The sequence below is a fragment of the Halomonas chromatireducens genome, from assembly GCF_001545155.1.
Taxonomy (GTDB): domain Bacteria; phylum Pseudomonadota; class Gammaproteobacteria; order Pseudomonadales; family Halomonadaceae; genus Halomonas; species Halomonas chromatireducens.
On the sequence record NZ_CP014226.1, the window covers coordinates 346,150 to 365,701 of the forward strand.

Annotated in this window: 25 protein-coding genes; 13 read left to right on the forward strand and 12 right to left on the reverse strand. The window is 61.5% G+C overall.

What is annotated here, in order from left to right; all coding sequences use genetic code 11:
* Nucleotides 1-25: 25 nt before the first annotated feature.
* The 4 genes from LOKO_RS01675 to LOKO_RS01690 all read right to left on the reverse strand — a co-directional run bounded on the left by LOKO_RS01675 (nucleotide 26) and on the right by LOKO_RS01690 (nucleotide 3,540).
* The gene (locus LOKO_RS01675; RefSeq protein WP_066444230.1) at nucleotides 26-550 is read right to left on the reverse strand and encodes a phasin family protein; all 525 of its coding nucleotides are present in this window, start codon (nucleotides 548-550) and stop codon (nucleotides 26-28) included.
* A 382-nt stretch (nucleotides 551-932) separates the two neighbouring features.
* Complete coding sequence (locus LOKO_RS01680; RefSeq protein WP_066444233.1) at nucleotides 933-1,268, reverse strand: hypothetical protein; 336 nt, start codon at nucleotides 1,266-1,268, stop codon at nucleotides 933-935.
* A 264-nt stretch (nucleotides 1,269-1,532) separates the two neighbouring features.
* Nucleotides 1,533-2,027, reverse strand: a complete 495-nt coding sequence (locus LOKO_RS01685; RefSeq protein ID WP_066444235.1) for an Mpo1 family 2-hydroxy fatty acid dioxygenase — start codon at nucleotides 2,025-2,027, stop codon at nucleotides 1,533-1,535.
* Between the two features lie 103 nt (nucleotides 2,028-2,130).
* Entirely contained in the window at nucleotides 2,131-3,540 is a 1,410-nt protein-coding gene (locus LOKO_RS01690; protein WP_066444237.1) for a coniferyl aldehyde dehydrogenase, read from the reverse strand.
* A 258-nt stretch (nucleotides 3,541-3,798) separates the two neighbouring features.
* Between LOKO_RS01690 and LOKO_RS01695 the strand changes: the two genes are divergently transcribed.
* The gene (locus tag LOKO_RS01695; protein ID WP_144439596.1) at nucleotides 3,799-5,043 is read left to right on the forward strand and encodes a hypothetical protein; all 1,245 of its coding nucleotides are present in this window, start codon (nucleotides 3,799-3,801) and stop codon (nucleotides 5,041-5,043) included.
* Nucleotides 5,044-5,104: 61 nt separating this feature from the next.
* Here the strand turns inward: LOKO_RS01695 and LOKO_RS01700 are convergent, their stop codons facing one another.
* Entirely contained in the window at nucleotides 5,105-5,746 is a 642-nt protein-coding gene (locus LOKO_RS01700; protein ID WP_066452165.1) for a DsbA family oxidoreductase, read from the reverse strand.
* Between the two features lie 228 nt (nucleotides 5,747-5,974).
* Between LOKO_RS01700 and LOKO_RS01705 the strand changes: the two genes are divergently transcribed.
* Both LOKO_RS01705 and LOKO_RS01710 read left to right on the forward strand, forming a co-directional pair.
* Complete coding sequence (locus tag LOKO_RS01705) at nucleotides 5,975-6,265, forward strand: nucleotidyltransferase family protein (RefSeq protein ID WP_201025346.1); 291 nt, start codon at nucleotides 5,975-5,977, stop codon at nucleotides 6,263-6,265.
* Nucleotides 6,258-6,620 (forward strand): HepT-like ribonuclease domain-containing protein, encoded by a 363-nt coding sequence (locus tag LOKO_RS01710; RefSeq protein ID WP_066444240.1) that lies wholly within the window; start codon nucleotides 6,258-6,260, stop codon nucleotides 6,618-6,620. The genes LOKO_RS01705 and LOKO_RS01710 overlap by 8 nt, the downstream gene beginning before the upstream one ends.
* Before the next feature lie 50 nt (nucleotides 6,621-6,670).
* Here the strand turns inward: LOKO_RS01710 and LOKO_RS01715 are convergent, their stop codons facing one another.
* Together LOKO_RS01715 and hmuQ are read right to left on the reverse strand one after the other, a co-directional pair.
* The gene (locus LOKO_RS01715; RefSeq protein WP_066444241.1) at nucleotides 6,671-7,324 is read right to left on the reverse strand and encodes a 5'-methylthioadenosine/S-adenosylhomocysteine nucleosidase; all 654 of its coding nucleotides are present in this window, start codon (nucleotides 7,322-7,324) and stop codon (nucleotides 6,671-6,673) included.
* A 21-nt stretch (nucleotides 7,325-7,345) separates the two neighbouring features.
* On the reverse strand, nucleotides 7,346-7,678 hold the full coding sequence (gene hmuQ, locus LOKO_RS01720) for a heme-degrading protein HmuQ (protein ID WP_066444243.1): 333 nt from the start codon (nucleotides 7,676-7,678) through the stop codon (nucleotides 7,346-7,348).
* 139 nt (nucleotides 7,679-7,817) lie between these two features.
* Here hmuQ and LOKO_RS01725 point away from each other — a divergent pair, with 139 nt between their 5' ends.
* A complete protein-coding gene (locus LOKO_RS01725) occupies nucleotides 7,818-8,033 on the forward strand; it encodes a hypervirulence associated TUDOR domain-containing protein (RefSeq protein WP_066444246.1) in 216 nt (71 codons plus the stop codon).
* 25 nt (nucleotides 8,034-8,058) lie between these two features.
* On the opposite strand, the gene LOKO_RS01730 is transcribed toward LOKO_RS01725, so the two are convergent.
* On the reverse strand, nucleotides 8,059-9,312 hold the full coding sequence (locus LOKO_RS01730; RefSeq protein ID WP_066444256.1) for a type II toxin-antitoxin system HipA family toxin: 1,254 nt from the start codon (nucleotides 9,310-9,312) through the stop codon (nucleotides 8,059-8,061).
* On the reverse strand, nucleotides 9,302-9,640 hold the full coding sequence (locus tag LOKO_RS01735; RefSeq protein ID WP_066444258.1) for a helix-turn-helix domain-containing protein: 339 nt from the start codon (nucleotides 9,638-9,640) through the stop codon (nucleotides 9,302-9,304). The genes LOKO_RS01730 and LOKO_RS01735 overlap by 11 nt, the downstream gene beginning before the upstream one ends.
* A 247-nt stretch (nucleotides 9,641-9,887) precedes the next feature.
* On the opposite strand from LOKO_RS01735, the gene LOKO_RS01740 reads away from it, so the two are divergent.
* The 5 genes from LOKO_RS01740 to LOKO_RS01760 all read left to right on the forward strand — a co-directional run bounded on the left by LOKO_RS01740 (nucleotide 9,888) and on the right by LOKO_RS01760 (nucleotide 14,565).
* The gene (locus LOKO_RS01740; protein WP_066444260.1) at nucleotides 9,888-10,823 is read left to right on the forward strand and encodes a LysR family transcriptional regulator; all 936 of its coding nucleotides are present in this window, start codon (nucleotides 9,888-9,890) and stop codon (nucleotides 10,821-10,823) included.
* A gap of 92 nt (nucleotides 10,824-10,915) precedes the next feature.
* Nucleotides 10,916-11,953 (forward strand): TRAP transporter substrate-binding protein DctP, encoded by a 1,038-nt coding sequence (gene dctP, locus LOKO_RS01745; RefSeq protein ID WP_066444262.1) that lies wholly within the window; start codon nucleotides 10,916-10,918, stop codon nucleotides 11,951-11,953.
* A gap of 59 nt (nucleotides 11,954-12,012) precedes the next feature.
* Nucleotides 12,013-12,507, forward strand: a complete 495-nt coding sequence (locus LOKO_RS01750; RefSeq protein ID WP_066444267.1) for a TRAP transporter small permease — start codon at nucleotides 12,013-12,015, stop codon at nucleotides 12,505-12,507.
* Entirely contained in the window at nucleotides 12,504-13,781 is a 1,278-nt protein-coding gene (locus LOKO_RS01755) for a TRAP transporter large permease (RefSeq protein WP_066444276.1), read from the forward strand. The genes LOKO_RS01750 and LOKO_RS01755 overlap by 4 nt, the downstream gene beginning before the upstream one ends.
* A gap of 4 nt (nucleotides 13,782-13,785) precedes the next feature.
* Nucleotides 13,786-14,565, forward strand: a complete 780-nt coding sequence (locus LOKO_RS01760) for a M15 family metallopeptidase (protein ID WP_201025347.1) — start codon at nucleotides 13,786-13,788, stop codon at nucleotides 14,563-14,565.
* Between the two features lie 120 nt (nucleotides 14,566-14,685).
* Here LOKO_RS01760 and LOKO_RS18500 read toward each other — a convergent pair whose 3' ends face one another.
* Nucleotides 14,686-15,111, reverse strand: coding sequence for a PhzF family phenazine biosynthesis protein (locus LOKO_RS18500; RefSeq protein WP_066444277.1), 426 nt, complete (start codon nucleotides 15,109-15,111; stop codon nucleotides 14,686-14,688).
* The gene (locus LOKO_RS19105; protein ID WP_235588919.1) at nucleotides 15,108-15,215 is read right to left on the reverse strand and encodes an antibiotic biosynthesis monooxygenase family protein; all 108 of its coding nucleotides are present in this window, start codon (nucleotides 15,213-15,215) and stop codon (nucleotides 15,108-15,110) included. The genes LOKO_RS18500 and LOKO_RS19105 overlap by 4 nt, the downstream gene beginning before the upstream one ends.
* Before the next feature lie 152 nt (nucleotides 15,216-15,367).
* Between LOKO_RS19105 and LOKO_RS01770 the strand changes: the two genes are divergently transcribed.
* The 4 genes from LOKO_RS01770 (at nucleotide 15,368) to LOKO_RS01785 (ending at nucleotide 18,399) form a co-directional block, all read left to right on the forward strand.
* Nucleotides 15,368-15,766 (forward strand): GFA family protein, encoded by a 399-nt coding sequence (locus LOKO_RS01770; RefSeq protein ID WP_066444278.1) that lies wholly within the window; start codon nucleotides 15,368-15,370, stop codon nucleotides 15,764-15,766.
* Nucleotides 15,767-16,012: 246 nt separating this feature from the next.
* Nucleotides 16,013-16,219 (forward strand): hypothetical protein, encoded by a 207-nt coding sequence (locus tag LOKO_RS20005; RefSeq protein ID WP_235588920.1) that lies wholly within the window; start codon nucleotides 16,013-16,015, stop codon nucleotides 16,217-16,219.
* A gap of 206 nt (nucleotides 16,220-16,425) precedes the next feature.
* Nucleotides 16,426-17,439 carry a sensor domain-containing diguanylate cyclase gene (locus LOKO_RS01780; protein WP_066444283.1) on the forward strand — a complete coding sequence of 338 codons (1,014 nt, stop codon included), beginning with the start codon at nucleotides 16,426-16,428 and terminating at the stop codon, nucleotides 17,437-17,439.
* A 72-nt stretch (nucleotides 17,440-17,511) separates the two neighbouring features.
* Nucleotides 17,512-18,399 (forward strand): DUF6544 family protein, encoded by an 888-nt coding sequence (locus LOKO_RS01785; RefSeq protein ID WP_066444285.1) that lies wholly within the window; start codon nucleotides 17,512-17,514, stop codon nucleotides 18,397-18,399.
* Nucleotides 18,400-18,583: 184 nt separating this feature from the next.
* Here the strand turns inward: LOKO_RS01785 and LOKO_RS01790 are convergent, their stop codons facing one another.
* Nucleotides 18,584-19,393: a potassium channel family protein gene (locus tag LOKO_RS01790; protein WP_083517375.1), complete on the reverse strand. Its 810-nt coding sequence runs from the start codon at nucleotides 19,391-19,393 to the stop codon at nucleotides 18,584-18,586.
* Between the last annotated feature and the right edge of the window lie 159 nt (nucleotides 19,394-19,552).

Genomic DNA, 19,552 nt, shown 5'->3' on the forward strand with positions numbered 1-19,552 from the left:
CCACTTACTTATCAAGCAATCAGCATTACTTATCCGACGTGCTGGCCGACTTCTTGCTGTTGTCGGCCTGCCGCTGGCTTTTCTGTTGAGCATCGCTCATTTCTTCCTTGCCCTTCTGGAAGTGGCTCTCTACTTGAGCCTTCCCTTTCTGCATGTTTTCTTCGAGCTGCTTGCTGCCTGACTGCATGCTCTCAGACGTCAGTTGCTGGGTCTCCTTCAGGTAATCCTGACTCAAGGCCTGGATCCTGTCAGCGTCTTCTTTCATCTGCTCACTCAATTCCCGGACAGCTTGCTGTTGCTGTTCGATTACCTGCCGAAAACTGTCGGAATCCTTCACTTCAAGCCAGGAGCGGGATTGCGCCAGATTCTTGTCTGCAAAGGCGCGAACGGAATCGAACTGAACTGAGAAGAGTTTCTCAAAGTAATCAGTAGTCAGTACTCCGTAAGCACGCACCGGCTCCAAAACGGCATTGTCGAATTGCCTCTTGGTATTTTCGCTGCTCCGATCGCTAGACTGGTTGGCATCTGACTTGGTTTTTTCAGCACTCATGTAATCTCTCCTTGTCTTGTAACAAACAAGTGAAGTAATAAATAAAATTTGCAATTCAGCAAGTCGGTCCTCAACAAGCTGATGCTGATGTCGCCTGTTTGTGTAGAATCCTTCTCGGGCTGAAAGCTACGGCTACAACACTCCAACTATAAACAGTCAAAGAGAGTATTTCTGTGCGGTAGCACACCCAACGACATCCAAATCAGCGTTATTCAGCACTAGGCATTGTCCGAAAACTGTCTACACACGGTCATATTTCGTAAAAATCAGGTCAAAGTACTAGCCTTGGCCATCGCTCGCCGATTTTTTAGACAGTGCCTAGGGCTTGGAATAAGGGCCCGCGTTAGATCGCGAGCCCTGTAGGTACTTGCGGAGAGGGGGCTTAGGCGACTCCCGGCTCCCGGAAGTGATGCCAGGCATGGTGGTAGAGCACGCCGGCATAGCCGTTGCGCTGAATGATCTTGAGGATCTTCGCGGGATTTTCGTCATCCAGGGCCTTGTGCAGTTTCGCCCGCTGCTCGTCATCGAGGGCCTCGTACCAATGGTAGGGCTTGCCCTGGGCATGACCATCCTCGGCCTTGCGCATCAGGTCAATCTCGATGCGCCCGCCATGTCGGTAGAGGATATCGTAGCCCTCTTGAACCTGGGTCGAAGGCACGTCGCACGGCTTTTCGAGACCTTCCAGCACGTTGTAGTAATAATAGCTCAGCGGTTGCATGTGGCTCCTCCAGCGGTATGCCGTTGCTTATCTTGCCAACCTGTTCTCCATCCTGCCTGAGACAAGGCGGAGAGCTCAATTGAAAAATGCGCGCCATTCGCACGCCCGCTCACCCCTCCCGGGTGTGCAACGGCATTGCGGCTTGACGAGTGCTGGATAGTGCTTCTCCTCGACAAGGGCCTGGTCCAGGTCGGCGATCAGGTCCACCATCAGCGCCGGCAAGGCGAAGGCGCAGTCTCGATTTCACTCGGTCAGTTTGGCGGCTCAGTGGCCGGCCGGGCGAGGAACGCGCAGCCCCAGCTTGTGCGCCACTTCGAAGGTGACGAAGATCGGGCCGATCAGCAGAAAGACCAGGTCTTCGATGAAGGATGGCTTCTTGCCTTCCACCTTGTGGCCCCACACCTGCGCCGCCCAAGACGCAACCCAGGTGATCAGCGATATCCAGATCAGCGACCACCCCGCACCCTGGATGGCGAGGATGCCCCCTACGGAAAGGGCGAACCAGGCGACCATCATCAGCAATACGCCGAAGGAGAGGCGCAGGTAGACCAGACCGGCCAGCACGCCCAGCAGGGTGGCCCCGTTGACCCACTCGGCCGCTCCGGTTTCCAGGCCCAGCCAGCGGCCAATCGGCACCAGCCATAGCAAGCCCAGGGTGGAGAACAGGATTGCCGGCACACAGGCGATATGCACCCACTGGTTCACCGGATGGCGATGGCTCTCGCCGTAGTCGTCGAGAAATTGCTGCAGGCTACGCATGGTCTTGCCCTCGTTATACTCGGAAGCCTCTGAGTCATTCTAGACTTTTGCATGGCCTTGCCGTGGGGTATGTGCAGCCGGGTCGGTACGGCACCACCCAGGTTCAACGCAGCACGAAGCGCAGCAGCCACTCTGCCATCCTGCCGAATGGCGGACGCAGCAGCGTCGCTACATTGCAGCGGCCTTGCACGTAGATACCCTTGGCATGGCTCAGCCGGCGGAAACCTTCTATGCCGTGATAGGCGCCGATGCCACTCGCGCCGACGCCGCCAAACGGCAGGTCGTCCTGGGCGATGTGCATGAGCGTGCCGTTGATGGTCACATTGCCCGACGTCGTGCCGTCGAGTACCTGGCGCTGCGCCGCCTTGTCGTGTCCGAAGTAGTAGAGCGCCAGCGGGCGGGGGAGCGCCTCGACAAAGTCGATAGCCTCATCGAGCGTGCGGTAGGGGAACACCAGCAGGATCGGCCCGAAGATCTCCTCATGGGCGATGGTCATGTCGTCGGTGACGCCGAGTACCACCGTAGGGCGCATGGCGCGGGGATTCGCACCCGGCGCCTCGCGGCCGATCTCGCGTACCGTCGCGCCCTTGGTGCGGGCATCCTCCAGCAGGCCGTTCAGGCGGGCCAGGTGCCGGTCGTTGATCACCCAGGTGTAGTCCTCGCTCGCCGGTCCGTCGGGGTAGGCGGCGGCCACGGCCGCCTCGTAACGGGTGAGGAACCCGGCAAGGTCATCCTCATGGACGAGGGCATAGTCGGGCGCGATGCAGGTCTGGCCACCGCTCACCAGCTTGCCGAACACGATCCCGGTGCAGGCATGGTCGAGTGGATGACCTTTCTCGACGATCACGGGCGACTTGCCGCCCAGCTCCAGCGTCACCGGCACCAGGTGCTTGCTGGCCGCCTGCATGACCTTGCGTCCGACCGCCGTGCTGCCGGTGAAGACCAGATGATCGAATGGCAGGGCGGAGAAGGCAGCGCCAACCGCTGCATCGCCGTTGACCACCGCCACCTGTTCCGCCGAAAACAGCGCGCCGAGTAACTCCTCGAGCAGCGCGTTGATCGTCGGGGTGAATTCCGACAGTTTCAACATCACCCGGTTGCCGGCCGCGAGCGCCGTTGCCAGCGGCATCAAGGCGAGCACGAGAGGGTAATTCCACGGCGCCATGACCCCGACGACCCCCAGCGGCTGGTACTCCACCCGTGCCGAGCCGAACTGCAGGTGAATGGCCACATGGCGCTTTTCCGGGCGCATCATGCGGCGCAGGCGCTTGTGCAGATAGTCGATCCCGCTGATCGTGCTCCCGAGCTCCATGATGCTGGTCTCGTGGCGTGAACGATGACCGAAATCGGCGTTGATGGCCTCTTCCAGCCGGGTGCGGCTCTCGATCAGCGCGGCGCGCAGGCGTGAAAGATCGGCGCGGCGTTCGGCGAGTGATGGCGCTCCGTCCCGGCGATAGGCCGCACGCTGAGCGGTGAGCAACGGAGCCAGGTTGACGGCAGGCTCAGAGGTCATGTGATAACTCCTTATATCGCCACCAAGGCGCGGCAGCACCCTTGCAGTCCGCTCGATGCGTCAGTACTACCACAGTATCCCCATCGAGGCTGATCTGCCTCCCGAGCAACGTCAGATCCGTATGGTTCTTGCCGAAGCTGGCCGCAGAGATACTGTTCATTTGAACGGGGAGTGATCCGCAGTGCATTGGTAGCTTTATCACAAGTGCGCTGCCGCTGAAGAGCGCACTTACCGGCCAATAACAATGAGGAGTGTAAGATGGCGTTTTCAGCTCTTTCATCTACAGGCGCCCGTTGGACCACCAGTCTTATGGGTGGTGGTCTGCTGGTGGCAGTGATGGCGCCAGCCAGTGCCGACCCGCTCGAGGAGCGAATGCCCCCGGGTATGCTGATCGAGATGGTGGACCCGACGCTCTGTTCGCCGCCGCCAGAGGAGATGTCCGATGCCGAGATCATCGCCATGCTCGATAGCGACGATCCGCAGATGGCGCCCCCCATCGTCGGCGCCTGGGAGCGACAGGACGAGCGCTGGCGCGTTTACGGCCAGGGCTGGTTCAACGACAGCAGCAGCGGACTGGTTGTTGGCACCATGCTCATGCTGAGAAGCGAAGGCGACGAACTGCAGTACCTGTGCATGGTGCTGTCACCCCATGCTGAGACCGCGATGGTGGAAGGTGAGGCAGCCTTGGTAGGTCCGGACGTCGAGACCATCGATGGCGATACCTTCATGGCGATGGGAATACTGGGAGAACGTCGCGAAGGACTGGGTGAGGTGCTGGCCGATGCCGGAAGCGTTCACTTCGAGCAGGCGGCAGAGGATACCCTGGAATGGCGCCTGACCTTCGATGGCCGCCTGACAGGGATAGATGAGCAGCCGCAGGAAGGAACCGAGATATCCCTGAGGCTAGAGGGCGAGCTGAGCCGGGACTCCTCGATGCGGGTTGTCGACTGGGGGCGTGACGATCTAGTGGATGCCTCCGCGCCAAGCGTCAGCGAGGAAGAGCTGGCTGAGGTGAAGGCGCTGTTCATGGAGGATATGCGCCTGGAGGTGGAGCCGGTCGTGACGCCGGACAACAATGATATTGTGCAGCGCACCGTCTATCGCTACGACTACGACACCTTTGCCTCGCTCTCCGACGACAGTGGTTGGCGGAGCACTCGTGAGCATTTCTTCTACCAGGATGGTGATCGACTGCGGCCCTTCCAGCGTCCCTCAAGCGATACGGACCTGAGTGCCTTCTTCGGCGGCTTGCTCGACCCCGGCTTCGTGCTCGACGAGGCCACCGCCGACGACTTCCGCGAGTTGTTGATGACCCTGACTGGCGAGGACTTCTTCGAGGAGGAGGACGTAAAACTGGACAACATCATCAACTTCCGCCCCGACGAGTGGATTTTCTTCACCGGCACCTTCTTCGATCACTACAAGGCCTTTGTGGTCTACACCGACGATGACGGGCACCCGGATAAGGTGCTGTATCGACTTAAGCAGCAGCCGACATCCTGATGTCCTTGCTCCAGTTCACCTAGCCGGGTGGTGTGGGCCATCGGGACGCTGGCACCGCCCTTTAACTTCTGCCGGCCGCCTCGAGAATCCCCTGGCGCAGTGCCTCGGGCGGTTGGGCGCCCGACAGGCCGGTGGTGCCGTTGAAGATGAAGGTGGGCACACCGCTCACTCCCAGGCGCCGAGCCTCGTCGAGGCCGGCTTTTACCTCGGCCCGGCCCTGGTCGCTGGCGAGAAAGGCGGGGATGTCGATATCCGCTAGCCCGCCGGCTCGTGCGGCGTTGGCCAGTACCGCGCTGTCACCGATGTCCTCACCCTCGATGAAGTAGCACCGGAAGAGCGCGCCGACCACCGCCGACTGGACGCCATGTTCCCCGGCGAGCCAGATCAGCCGGTGGGCGTCGAAGGTATTGGGCGTTCGCGTCATGCGCTCGTGGTGGATCGTGATGCCGGCCTGTTCGGCAGCGGCCTCCACCTGGGCGTCGAGCGCCCGGGAGCGCTCCCAGGAGCCGAACTTGGCGGTACGGTAGTCACGCCGCGGCAGGCCCTCGGCGGGCATGTCGGGGTTGAGCTCGAAGGGGTGCCAGGCCACCGATACGCTGAATTCCTCGGGCAGTTCGGCCAGGGCGAGGTCGAGGTGGCGTTTGCCGATGAAGCACCATGGGCAGATGGCATCGGAGATCACGGTGATGTCGACGTGGGGCATGGTCGCTGAGCCATTGGGTAGGGTTCCCTCGAACCCTACCATCTCAAGGTCGTGATTGACGCCTCCTTAACGCAGCGGGGCACCTGACGCAGGCTGAGTTGGAAGCACTGCGAGACATCGGGGGTCGCAAGGCTATCTGCTGGGGACTTGCGCTACCCCATGTTAGGCTATGCCTAGAGCGGTGAATTGAACCAGAGAGAAACCTCGACGTTTCTGAGGGATCGGGACATGAACAGAACCAAGACCTTGCAACTATTACGAGATCACCTGACGACGCTGTCCAGCGAATACGGCGTAACCTCGTTGGCACTTTTTGGTTCCATGTCTCGCGATGAGGCCCGTGAAGACAGCGATATCGATATCCTGGTGAGCTTTGATGGCCCAGCGACCTCGGCTCGTTATTTCGGGGTGCAGTTCTACCTGGAGGACCTGCTGGGCCATCCAGTGGACCTGGTGACTGACAAGGCGCTACGTCCTGAACTCAGGCCCTATATCGAGCGTGAGGCTGTACGTGTCTGAAGCCCGCACCATGCGCGAATGGCGCTTCTACATCGTTGACATGATCGGCTTTGCCGAGAAAATCCTGTCCTATACGGAAGGCCTGGATCAGGATAGCTTCACCGCCCACGACCTTACCTACGACGCTACATTGCGTAATCTTGAGCTGATCGGCGAAGCGGCAACCCGCATTCCCGAAGAGGTTCGTCAGCAGTATCCGGATATCCCCTGGCGGATGATCGTTGCTACCAGGAATCGCCTTATTCATGCCTATCTGGGTATTGATGACGATACCGTATGGAGCATCATCCAGGACAATATCCCCGAGTTGCTGGAGCAATTACGTGTAATCAAAGCTCAGCAAGCAGGCGAGTAATGCAAGTGTCGCCGTTCTTCTCAACCCAGCCGTCCTGATTCCGCTAGCGCTCAACGCGCCAACAGGCCACCGGCTATCGCCTTACCCAGGCGGTCGACGGCGTCGGCCAGCTTCTCGTCGATGACATGCAGATACTCCGTCCAGTCGTCGACGTGGTGCAGCTCCGCCTTGCCGTCCGAAATGCCGCGCAGCACGACCAGCGGCACGTCGAAGCGCATGCAGGCTCGCAGGCAGGCGTAGCTCTCCATGTCCACCATCTCGGCGGCGATGGCGTCATAGGCCGAGCCTGAGACGATATTGGCGCCGGTCGAGAGCGTGGTCTCGCGAATGCCGGGAATGCGCAGTGGCAGCGGGAGCGTCGCCGGCAGGTCGAGAAAGGGCGTGACGCCCTTCTCGAAGCCCAGCGGCGTGGCATCCATGTCGCGGTAGGAGACAGAAGTCGCCTGATAGATCTCGGTCTGCTCCAGCACCCGGCTGCCCGCCGAGCCCAGCGACACCACCAGATCCGGCAGATGCCCGCGTTGGGCCAGGGCTGCAAGAGCAGCGGTAAGCTCGACGGCCGCCTCCACGGGGCCCACGCCACTTATGAGCGGTGTGAAACGCTGCTTGAGATGCGGGCCGTATTCGGCGTTGGCAGCCATCGCGAAGAGGATGTTGTGGCCGCCCAGTTGCGTCAGTGGTGGCGTGTGCTGAGCCGCGCTCATGCTTCGATCCTCATCTTTGCCTCAGGCATCGCTCGCGTTGCCGACCGTCTGGATGACCTCGAACCCTTCGAAGTTCGGCGGGCCCAGGTAGAGCCCCTCGCGCTTGCTCTGACCGGCGTTGGCATGCGCTGCGCGGAACGCCTCGGAGTGCGTCCAGGCCTCGAAGTCCTCGCGCGAGCGCCAGATGGTGTGAGAGGCGTAGAGCACGTGGTCCTCCTTCTCGGGGCCGCGCAGCATATGAAACTCGACGAAACCGGGCAGGCCCTGCAGGTGGCTCTCCCGCTCCAGCCAGATCTGCTCGAACTCCTCCACTCTCTCGGGGTTGACCCGAAAACGGTTCATGGCGATGAACACGATAATGCTCCTTGCGGTCAGGCGGCTGATGGTGACCGTTTGACGATGACACCTTCGCCGATGAGGGGCAAGATCACCTCCATTCGCTGGGCTACGCTACCAGCACGGTGAACCGTTCATTAGTAATGGGAGGCGAACCATGGCCAAGCGCTTCAAGGTAGGCGACCACGTCAAATGGAACTCCGAGGCGGGGCACGTCAGCGGGAAGATCATCCGCGTGCATACCAAGGACACGGAGTACAAGGGACACAAGCGCCATGCCAGCGAAGAGGAACCGCAGTACGAGATCAATAGCGACAAGACCGATCACATCGCCATGCACAAGGACTCGGCGCTGACCAAGATCGATGAATAGCGAAGTTATTGCTGAGGCGCCTGGGTCATGACTGCGTATATCCCTCCAGCGCGAAGGGGTTAAGAAACTGCCTGCCCCAGAGGAAGGCACGATCGACCGGGCTAAACTCGGCTTCATCGCACACGCTGTCCCACTGGTCGCGGATCGTGGCGAGTTGATGATCGATGATCGCTTTGGCTTGCATTTGGGTCAGGCCAAGTTGCTCTGCCGCTGCCAGGCAGTGGACAAGCTGGCTGCGCCTCTCCTGCCCGTGCAGCAACATCGCTTGCGAGGCTTCGCCGCCGGTTCGTGATTGCGGGCAAATGTCATAAGCCGGTGTCAGTCGATAGGTCTCGCCATCCCAGAAGGCGGCATGGTTGCGCGCGTGATCATCGGTATTGCCGCACAGCACGTTGAAGACGATGCGTCCGAATAGCTCGCGTAGTGATTGGTCGGGCGCGTCGAACTCCGCGCGAATGCGATGGGCGAGGTCTTCATAGCTGGCATAGCGAGCCGCCATCTCATCCAGGCCCAGCAGTGTGAGGGCCGACAGCACGATCTTTCTGGACCATCCGCCAGCGATTCTCATCCTGTCGAAGCGCTCCACCAGCAGTACGTCCTTGCCCAGCGAACGGGTCATTTCCACGGGGGCCACGTCGAGCCCTACCAGCTTGGCAAGTCGCATGGCAACGAATTCCGCCTTAACCACGCTATAGAGGTCGGTGCTGGATGAGAACTTGGCCACCAGCTTGCGATTTCGGTCATTCAGCAGGGCCTGGGGGCGGGCACCGCCGATGCTGCTGCCGTGCTGGATTGCCTGTTCTAGAGCGGGGGGTAGAGGTTCTCCTGCATCGACATAGGCGGAGGCTTCCTGCAATTCCGCCAAGGTGGCGTCCTGATGCTCCCGTGGCTGGTATTCGGTGGGTGAGAGCTGGAAGTCGAGCGCGCCGATCCGATCCGACCCGGACTCAAGCAAGTACACCATCTCGTTGAAGTCGACCTCAGCGGCGCTATCGCCTGACTTGCCGGTCAGGCGGTTGATGATGACACGGCGCCCCCAGGCGTCTGGTGAGGCGTCGCGCAGGCAGGAAGGCAGCGTGCCGTCGGCCTGTTCCTGGCTACCTGGCCGCAGGGGAAGCTCGCGGGGAAAAAGACCGATGGCGTCGTCGCGTGCGAGATAGCGTCGGCCATAGGCAAAGCGATAACGGTCCTGGTCGTCGCGCTCCACGAGACCGGCAGCGACTGGCATCGTCTGGCCGGGCAGCCAGACCCAGACATAGGCGCGTTGGCTAGAAGTCATCGTCGATGGGCTCTTGCTGCTGTCGGTTGACGCGCTTGGGCAGCAACGTCAGCCGCTCCAACTGGGTGGCTTGCTCGCGCCGTAGGGTGTCGACGTTGTCGGTGAAAAGCGAGACACCGACCAGCGCGGCTGCTTCGAAGTAGGTACCGATAGCCACCCGGGGAGATCCTTTGGCCACTTGCCGGATCGTGACCACGCCGACGCCCACCCGCTCGGCGAGTTCGTCTCGGGTCCAACCCTTGCGTAGCCGCCCCTCCTCGATCAAGCCGGCGAACAGGCGCAACGAGAGGGAAGCTTGGGGGCAGAGGGTGACATGTCTGGTTTTCATTCCGACAGTATAGTGTCGGTTTATGGCATTATCGATAATTTAATGTCACTGCCGCTCACCTTGCACCAGCTGTGCCGCTTTCGCTATCAAGCTGTCCTGATTCCGCTAGCGCTCAGCGCGCCAACAGGCCACCGGTTATCGCCTCACCCAGGCGGTCGACGGCGGGGGCGAGGATCTTGGTATAGGGTAAGCGGCAGTCGAGCGCAACAGCGTGCTCAACCCCACATCGTCACCAGGAAGATCCTTGATGCTGAATCCCCGTGCGCTTGCCTACCTGAACGAAGTGATTCGTCGCGGCTCGTTGCGACGCGCTGCTGCTCACCTGAATATCGATCCCTCGGCCATCAGTCGCCAGCTCAAGCAGCTCGAGGAAGACCTGGGCGTGCGGGTATGCGAGCGCTATGGCGGCGGCATGCGCACCACGGCAGCCGGCAAGCTGCTGGTTAAGCATTTTCACGCGCAGCGCTCCGCGGAGGAGGCGGTGTTATCGCAGTTGGTTGCCTTGCAAGGCGTGGCCCGTGGTGAGGTGCGCATTGCCGTTGGTGAAGGCTTTATTGCCGATCTCATCGACGCCCCGATGAATGCCTTCATGAACGCCTTTCCCGGCATCGAGGTGGAAATCCGCATGGCCGGTGTCAATGAGGCCATGTCGCTGCTGAAGGACAGCGAGGTGGACCTTGCCTTGCTTTATGCCCCGCCCGTCGATCCATCGCTTCACTGTCATGTCGAGACGCGTCAGCCACTGGATCTGATCGTTCCCCCCGACCACCCCCTCCTGGAACTGGTGCGTCCTCTAACGTTACGGGATTTGGCGAACTGGCCACTGGCCCTGATGGACAACCCCTTCGGGATGCGCCAGATGGTCAACATGGTGGCCCATCAGGAGCGTGTGCACCTCAAGGCCAGGTTGCATACCAATTCGGTGGCGGTGCTGAAAAACTTCGTTCGATCCGGCATCGGGGTGACCTTCATGCCGGAACTGTCGGTGCTGGATGAAATTCAGCGCGATGAAATTCGGCACCTGCCCTTGTCGTATCCCATCATGAGCGAGGCGCGGGCCCAGATAGTGAGCCTGGACGGACGCGAGCTGAGCGTGGCCGCTCAAACCTGCCTGACCCACCTCAGCCAGGGGATGCGGTTCTTCCGCGGCGATGCGCCAAGGCTGTTGGCCGAGCAGGCCTGATCGTTGCTTTTTTAACAACGCTTTGGGTATTGCATAGTCAACGGATCAATTCATACCCTGCTAATGTCTTTCCAATAACAAGGAGCTTGTCGATGACCGTCTCGAAGCCTTTTCCGCTGACTGCCCTGGCGTCTGCCTGCCTGCTGGGCAGCGTGCTGCTCACCGGCCAGGCCATGGCCGCGACCACCATCAACCTGAGCTACAACGGCGCACCCGATCCCGACAAGAACGCCGTGCACGTCTTTGCCACCAACCTCAAGGAGCTGGTAGAAGACAAGACCGGTGGCGAAATCCAGTTGGAACTCTATCCCAACAGCATGCTGGGGGAAGAAGAGGACCGCATGGAGCAGACCATGAATACGCCCAAGCTGAACGTGGCGTCGTTCGCAGGCGTCTCCCCGCTGGTCGATGAAATCTTCGTCAGTGCGATTCCGTTCCTGTTCGATGACTTCGACGACGCTCGTGCCTTCTTCGATGAGGGCGACTACTGGCGTGAGGTCGAGGCGACGCTCAAAGAGCGTGCCGGTGTCGATATGCTGGCGGTGGTAGAGGAGGGGGGCTTCCTGGCCTTCACCAATAACGAGAAGCCGATCACCCATCCCGATGATTTCGAGGGGCTACGTTTCCGTGCCATGGATCCCAGCCAGGTCGCCCTGTACGAATCCTTCGGGGCATCTGGCACACCGATTCCCTGGACCGAAGTGTACATGTCGCTGCGCACCGGCGTGGCCGACGGCCAGATGAACCCGCCGATGTACATCATCCTGGGCAGCCTCTACGAGGTGCAGGACTACCTGACGCTGGCCAACATCCAGTACTCCAACCAGTTCCTGGTCGGCAACAGCCAGATGATCGAAGGCTGGGAGGACGACGTGCGTGACGCCTTCATGGAAGCCGTTGCCGAGGCCAACCATAACGCCCGCGTTCACAACGAGTCGCAGGTGGAGGAGCGTATCGCCTTCCTCGAAGAGCAGGGCATGGAGGTGATCCGCCCCTCAGAGGACGATCTGGCAGCCTTCCGTGACATTGGCCAGCCGGCCTACCTTGAGTGGCTGGCCGAACGTGGCATCGAGCAGCGCTGGATCGACATGGCGCTCGAGGACGCCGGCATGAGCCACCTGATCGACTGATTCCAGCGGGTTTCCTTCGGGGCCGGGCACTCGGCCCCTTTTCACCACAGGACCTTTCCATGTCGTCACTGCGCCATCGCGTGCTGGCGATCAGCCGACCTTTGTCGCTGACAATCGCCGCCAGCCTGCTGCTGATCAACCTGGGCGTCATCCTCTTTGGCGTCTTCATGCGCTACTTCGCCGGTGGCGCACCGATCTGGACCGATGAACTCGCCCGGTTTCTCATCATCGGCACCGTCATGCTCGCCGCTGGTGCTGTCTGGGTAGAGGGGGGCCATATGCGTGTCGCGCTGATCGAGCGACTGCTGCCGCCTGCTCTGACTCGCCTGCTGAATATCTACCAGTGGCTGCTGACCCTTGGCATTGCGCTGGGAGGCGCCTGGGTCAGCTACCGCTACGCCCACTCTGTCAGCATGTTCACCACCTCGGGGCTGGGCGTCAGCCGCACGGTACCGCTCATGTCGCTGCCCATCGGCTTTGCCCTGCTGGCCTGGCATGTGCTCTGGTATGGCCCCGCTCCCCTGCGGGTCGCGACGGAGGACGCCGCATCATGATCCTGACCATGCTGGTAGTATTTCTGGGCCATGTGCTGCTCGGCCTGCCCTTGTTCATCGCGCTGCTGACGACGGCGCTGGTCGGCTTCTTCTTCGTCGACCCGAGCATGATCCCGCGCATGATGCCTCAGCAGTTTTTTGGGGGCATCAATGTCTTCTCGCTGATGGCGATTCCACTGTTCATCCTGGCGGGTAACCTGATGAACGTCAGTGGGCTGACCGAGCGCCTGATGGGGTTGGCCCGCCTGCTGGTGGGGCACTTCCGCGGGGGCATGGGGCACGTCAACGTCGTCTCCAGCGTGTTCTTTGCCGGCGTCAATGGGTCGGCGGTGGCCGACACCTCGGCGCTGGGCTCGCTGCTGGTACCGGCCATGGAACGTGAAGGCTACTCGCGCGCCTTCGCGGCTGGTCTCACGGCGGGCAGCTCGCTGATCGGGCCCATCATTCCTCCCAGTATCTTCATGATTCTCTACGCGTCGCTGACCAACACCTCGGTGGGGGACCTGTTCCTGGCCGGGGTGATCCCGGGCCTGCTGCTGGGAGTGGCGTTCATGACAATGAACGCCTGGTATGCGTGGCGCAACGGCCTGCCGAAGCGCGGCCAGTTGCCGAAGGCCAAGGAGCTGGGTCTGGCAGCGGTCGCCGCCCTGCCGGCACTGGTGGCGCCATTCATCATCGTGGCGGGCATCGTCATGGGCTTTGTCACACCGACCGAGTCGGGTGCCTTGACCGCCCTGTATGTCGCGCTGTGTGGCATCGTGCTGGGAGGGCTCAGGCTGCCTCAATTCTGGCAGGCGATTGTCGATACCTCGCGTCTCACCTCGGCGATCTTCCTGATCATGGCGGCATCGGCCACCATCAGCTGGCTACTCTCCTACGCCCAGGTACCGGCGCAGTTCGTCTCACTGCTCTCGCCCTATATCGATAACGCCTTCTTGATCCTGCTGATGCTCAGCGGCATCACCTTCATCACCGGGATGTTCATGGAGGAGGTCTCGTCGCTGATGCTGCTCACGCCGATCTTTACGCCGGTCGCCATGATGGCCGGGATCGACCCCGTGCATCTGGGCATCGTCATAACGCTCAACATTACCATCGCCCTGATCACGCCACCCATGGGGGCCTGCGTGTTCGTGGCAGCGGCAGTCAGCCGGCTGGAGATCGTCTCGCTGTTTCGGACCATCTGGCCGTTCGTGTTGACGGCCATCGCGGTCCAACTGCTGCTGATCCTGTTCCCGCCGCTCACCTTGTGGCTGCCTAATGTCCTTGGATAAGACCATGCCGACCTCCAACTCCCCAACTGCCGACGGCATCCCATTGCACAGGGTCCCCAGCCTGGACGCTCCCGAGTGGGAGCGTGTGTCGGCGCTCCCGATCACCGAATGCGGTGAGCGTCTCATTCCGATGAGTCTCGCACCCGAACCCATCAAGGTATTCCCCGCCTATGCTCGCTTGGGCATCCCCGGCGCCGTGCCCGAGTGCTTCGTGCGCGAAGGGGTCTATCGGGCGCTGCTTCAGGCCGCCCGGCGGCTACCCGAGGGAATCGGCATGGTGGTGCTCGATGGCTGGCGGCCGTGGCGCGTGCAGCAGTATCTGTTCGATACGCTGCATGAAGCGATCCACCATCATCATCCGTCTCTCGACGAGGGTGAGCTCATGGTGCGTACGCGTGAGTTCGTGTCGCTGCCGAGTCGCGACCCGCTGGCGCCGAGCCCGCATCTGACCGGCGGCGCCGTGGATGTCACCCTCTGCGATGCCGACGGCATGCCCCTCGACATGGGCACGCAGTTCGACGAGGCCATTCCGGCCTCGCATACCGATCACCTCGAGACGCTGAAGGCTCCGAGCGCGGCACAGCGCCAGGCGCGTGACAACCGCCGTCTGCTCTACCACGTGATGCATGAAGCGGGTTTTACCAACCTGCCCAGCGAGTGGTGGCACTACGATTTCGGCGATCAGCTCTGGGCCCACTACAGTGGGGGCGGTGTCGCCCGTTACGGCCCGGCCGAGCTCGACACGATCGAAAACCGCTGGCGCCGGCAGTTTGCAGATGGGTAGCGTTTACCATCAGCGACGATCATTCGTGACCCCTCGCGTGATAGCTAAGACTTGACCGCGGTGAAGCGAGCTGCGAGGTTTTGCCCATCGCACTATGAGGTGAACGCAAGGCATCATCCATTAATCCAACTGGCCTGGCAGCGTCTTGCCTGGCGCGCTTTTCAGCATGCCGGTGCCAACGACCACCGCTTTTCCAGCAATCCGAATCACCCAGTCACTCCCATCGAAGCCGGCGCTGGCAAAGATCTGGCTAGGCCGCCCCATCTCGACGCCCTGGTGAATGTCCCAGCGGTACGAGCCGGTTGTTCCGCTGCTGACGGCCAGATGGCCAGCCAGGGCTGAGGCGGCACTGCCGGTAGCGGGGTCTTCACGCCTGCCGCCCTGGCCTGAGAACATCCGGGTCCGGATGGAACCCTCATCACTGCTGGTATTTTCCGTCACGTACAGGTAGATCTGAGCGAAGCCGCTAGGTGTTATCCACTCTGACCAGACATGGGCCGAGGGCTGCGCCCGCCTCAACGCTTCGAGCGAATCGAGTTCGATCAAATGGTAAGGCAGCCCTGCAGGTGGCTCTCCCGCTCCAGCCAGATCTGCTCGAACTCCTCCACTCTCTCGGGGTTGACCCGAAAACGGTTCATGGCGATGAACACGATAATGCTCCTTGCGGTCAGGCGGCTGATGGTGACCGTTTGACGATGACACCGACGTCGACAAGGGGCAAGGGCATCGGCATTCACCGCGAAAGTGGCGCTCGATACTGAAACGGGTATCGTAAGCGAAAGCCACCGGGGAGAAGAGGCCGATGCTCAAGGGAAGCTGCCTGTGCGGCAAGGTCCGCTACGAAGTCAGCGGAGAAATTGATGAAGTTTCGATGTGCCACTGCAAGCAGTGCCAGAAGGCCCAGGGCTCCGCCTTCGCCGCCGTGGCGCCGATCCGCTCGGCCGACTTTCGCATCACCCAGGGTGCGGAATACCTCAAGCAGTACCGCGCCACGTCCAACAAGGCGCGGGTGTTCTGCGCCGAATGCGGCAGTCCGCTCTACAGCGCCCGAGACGACCGACCCGAAGCCAAGCGGCTACGGCTGGGTACCCTGGATACGCCGATATCACCCAGCAAGCGCTACCACGCCTGGGTCTCGTCCAAGGCGGAGTGGTTCGATCTCGAAGACGCGCTGCCGAAGTACCCTGAATCCTCCCGTTGAACCCGCAGGGTGCCAGCACAGGCGTTCAATATATCGAGCTGGACTGCCAGCAGTTGCCTCGGCATAGTGCTGTTTGGCGGGTCTGGCAGTGAAATATTTGCGACACGGGCGACAGCTCCAGACCGGTGTCCGGTACCTCCGGACAATATCCCAGGAGGCAGTTTTATCGCGATCATGGAGCGGTGAGCGATTACTCAATGGTGGGTGAGCGAGTATGGCGGTGCCATAAAGGATACCGACGGCAACGTGATCTACCTGGAAGGCGTTGTGACGGACATTCAGTCGCGCAAGCAGAACGAAGAACAGTTGACGGCGCTTAGCAGGAACATGGCCAAGGAGACTGAACAGATCGTCAGCGCATTGAAAATGCTGCAGCTGCTGAGCATCAATGCAGGTATCGAGGCGGCGCGTGCCGGTGAGGCGGGCAAGGGTTTTCCGTCGTGGCAGATATGACGACACCAGCAGCTCAGCGAAAACGATCACCGACCTGATGAAGCGGCTGGACCAGTTGAAGATGTAACGTACCCATTGTCCCGCCGCGGCCAGGGACGGTCGCCGGCTCTGGATGCACTCCAACGCTGGCGCAACGCCAGTTGGCGACACTTGCCAGGCCAGGTGGTTACTGTAAAGGTAGTGAAAATATCGCCGCGGATGATCCCATGGCTGTTGAACCCCCTCAGCAGACACTGCAATCCTTCCACGATGCCCTCATGAGGCATCCGCTGATTCGCGAGCTGTGGAATCACTTCCCCGAGAACATGTTCCTGGTACGTGTCGAGGACGACGGCCACTTCACGGTCGAGGCAGCCAACCCCGCACAGCTCGACACCGTTGGCCGTGAGTGCCTGGGCCAGCCGCTGCCGGCGTTCATGCCCGCTGCTTCGGCCGAGGCGATCTATACGCGCTATCGCGAATGCGTGGCGCGGGACAAGCCGATGCGCTATCAAGAGCATGCCGTCTTCTTCGACGAGCATGGCAACGAGCAGTACGGCTACTGGCTGACGCTGATCGTGCCGCTGCACAATGCTGCCGAAGATCCGCAGCGCGTCACCCATATTTTTGGCATCTCTCAAGACGTGACCGAGCTGCACCAGGCCCGGGAAGCGCTTGAACGCCACAACCAGGCGCTGGAAGCTCGCGTGGAGCAGCGCACCGCGGAGTTGCAGCACGCCAACCGCGAGCTCAGGCTGCTCAATGCCCAGCTCGAGGAGATGGCGACCCGCGATTTCCTTACCGGCTGCTACAACCGCCGACATATCGAGACCCTGGGCCAGCGCGAAATTGAACGGGCAAGGCGCTATGACACTTCGCTCAGCGTATTGATGGTCGACCTCGACGCCTTCAAGCAGGTCAACGACACCCAAGGCCACGACGCCGGGGACGCTGCGCTCAAGTGCGTTGCCGCGAGCCTGCAGAACGCCTTGCGTGCAAACGACCTGCTGGGCCGCTTCGGTGGCGATGAATTTCTGATCCTGCTGCCCGAGAGCAACAATGAAGACGCTCGCGTCGCCGCCAAGCGCCTGCAGCAGCTGACGCACGAGCAGACCGACATCACGATCAGCGTGGGGATTGCCACGCTGCGCCGCGACGACACCTTGGAAAGCCTCGCCGCCCGCGCCGACCAAAGGCTACTCGCAGCCAAGCGGGAGTATCATCGAAAAGCATCCGGTTAAACGCTTTCCATGAGCAGGTGGACGTTTCTGAAAGCTGAAACGAGAACGGCAGTGGAGCGAAGGAGCAGGCGAATGGCATTCCTGGCAACGGTCGCAGCCCTGCTGCTGGCGCTGATACTCACCGGCGTACTGGCCATGCAGGCCTGGCGAGTGGCCGATAACCGTGCGATGGAGCAGGCCTGGAGTTGGCTGCAAGCCCAGGCGCCAGCCAGCGTTGACGTGTTCGACCCCGCCATGGTGGAAGGCCTTCCCGACGCCGCCCGGCGCTACTTCCGCTATACCATCGCCCCGGGCACGCCGCTTCACGTCGTCAGCGAAATCCACATGACGGGCGAGATCGGTCTCGGCACCAAGGAGGCACCTGGCTACCGCCCTATGCGGGCACGGCAGCTACTCGCCCCGCCGCACGGCTTCATCTGGCGTCTCGAACGGGCCGGAGCCGGGCTGATGCAGATGAGCGGCTCGGACGGCATGGCGGAAGGCCGCTCCTGGACGCGCTTCTGGCTCGACGGCACGCTGCCCGTCGCCAGGGCCGGGGGCGACGACAACCACCTGCGCGCCTCGTTCGGCCGAGCCGTGGCGGAAGCCGCCTTCTGGGCCCCGGCAGCTCTGCTGCCCCAGCACGGAGTGCGCTGGGAAGAGGCCGGCGTGCGCTGGGAAGAGACCGGCGAGCCCAACCTGGCACGAGCGGTGATTAGGAACGGTACCCTGGAGCAATCGATAGAGATCGCCGTAGCCGAAAACGGCCAACCGCGCTGGGTGAAGTTCCCACGATGGAGCAACGCCAACGCCGAGAAGGAGTGGCGGTTCCAGCCCTTCGGAGGTTACCTGGACGGCTTCCAGGACTTCGAAGGCTTCACCCTGCCCACCAAGGTCGACGGTGGCAATCACTTCGGCACCGAGGCGTACTTTCCGTTCTTCCGGGCGAGGGTGGGGGAGGTACGGTTTCCGGTGCGGTAGTGCTCAATGGTACTCGGCAAGATCAGCGGGATGCTCAAGGGTTTCAGGATTCTTCTGTACCATTCGGATGAGTGTCATTGCTTGGGGCTTGGCGCGGCCGGCCCATGGTCATGCCCGCGCGGTGAGTTGAAAGTCATGCGTGCCACTCACTTCTAGCAGTATCGAGGGGCCGCGCCCTTTCTTGTCACTCGCTGTTGTCGTTTTCAGCCTGCTCCCGGCGTTTCTGCATGGCATCGCTGAAGGCAGCCGCCAGTATGCCGGTTGGCATGGCGATCATGCCGATGCCGACGATGGCGGTCAGGCCCGCAAACAGCTGCCCGGCCGCGGTCACCGGCGTCACGTCCCCATAGCCCACCGTGGTGAGTGTGGCCACGCTCCACCAGAGCGCCCTGGGAATGCTCCCGAAGGCCTCGGGCTGATGGCTGGCTTCAAGGACATAGATCACGCTACTGGTGACGATCAGCAATGCCACAGCCACCATCAGGCTTACCGTGAGTTCGTAGCGGCGTCCGCGCACCGCCAGGTAGAGATCGCCGATCGCGTTGGAGAAGCGTCCCAGTCGCGCAAGCCTGAGCAGTCGGATCAACTTGAGCAGACGTAACGCGAAGGCGTTGACTGCCCCCATGGTGAGGAAGAACGGCAAGATAGCGAGCAGGTCGATGATCGCCCATGGGCTGACCATGAAGCGTAAACGTCCAGCCAGCCCTCGATAGCGGGGATCCTCGCCAGCCGCGATCACGCGCGCGACGTACTCGACCAGAAAAGCCAAGGCCAGCGCTGCCTCGGCGGTAACGAAGAGGCTTGGAGCGAGCGCTCGGACTACCGGCTCCGTCTCCAGAACAGTCAGTGCAGTTGCGAGGAGTATCAGACCGGAGATGATGCAGTTGGTGATCGATAGCCCAGGGGACTCACGAGCGGTGGGCTCGAGCATCAGGTAAAGGCGACGGCGCCAACCCGCATAGGGGCTGGCCTTCTGGCTATCCGATTGCAGCATGCATCCCCCTACCCCTATAGCCAGCTGACCAGCACAACATTCTCAGACCCACCGGCAAGAACGAATGGGGAGTGCAGCATTTTTAGCATAATGCTTATGCGCAAGGATGGCGCTACGCCAACGCTCCCACCGAGCCCTCTACCTTCTGGGCCTCGGCAG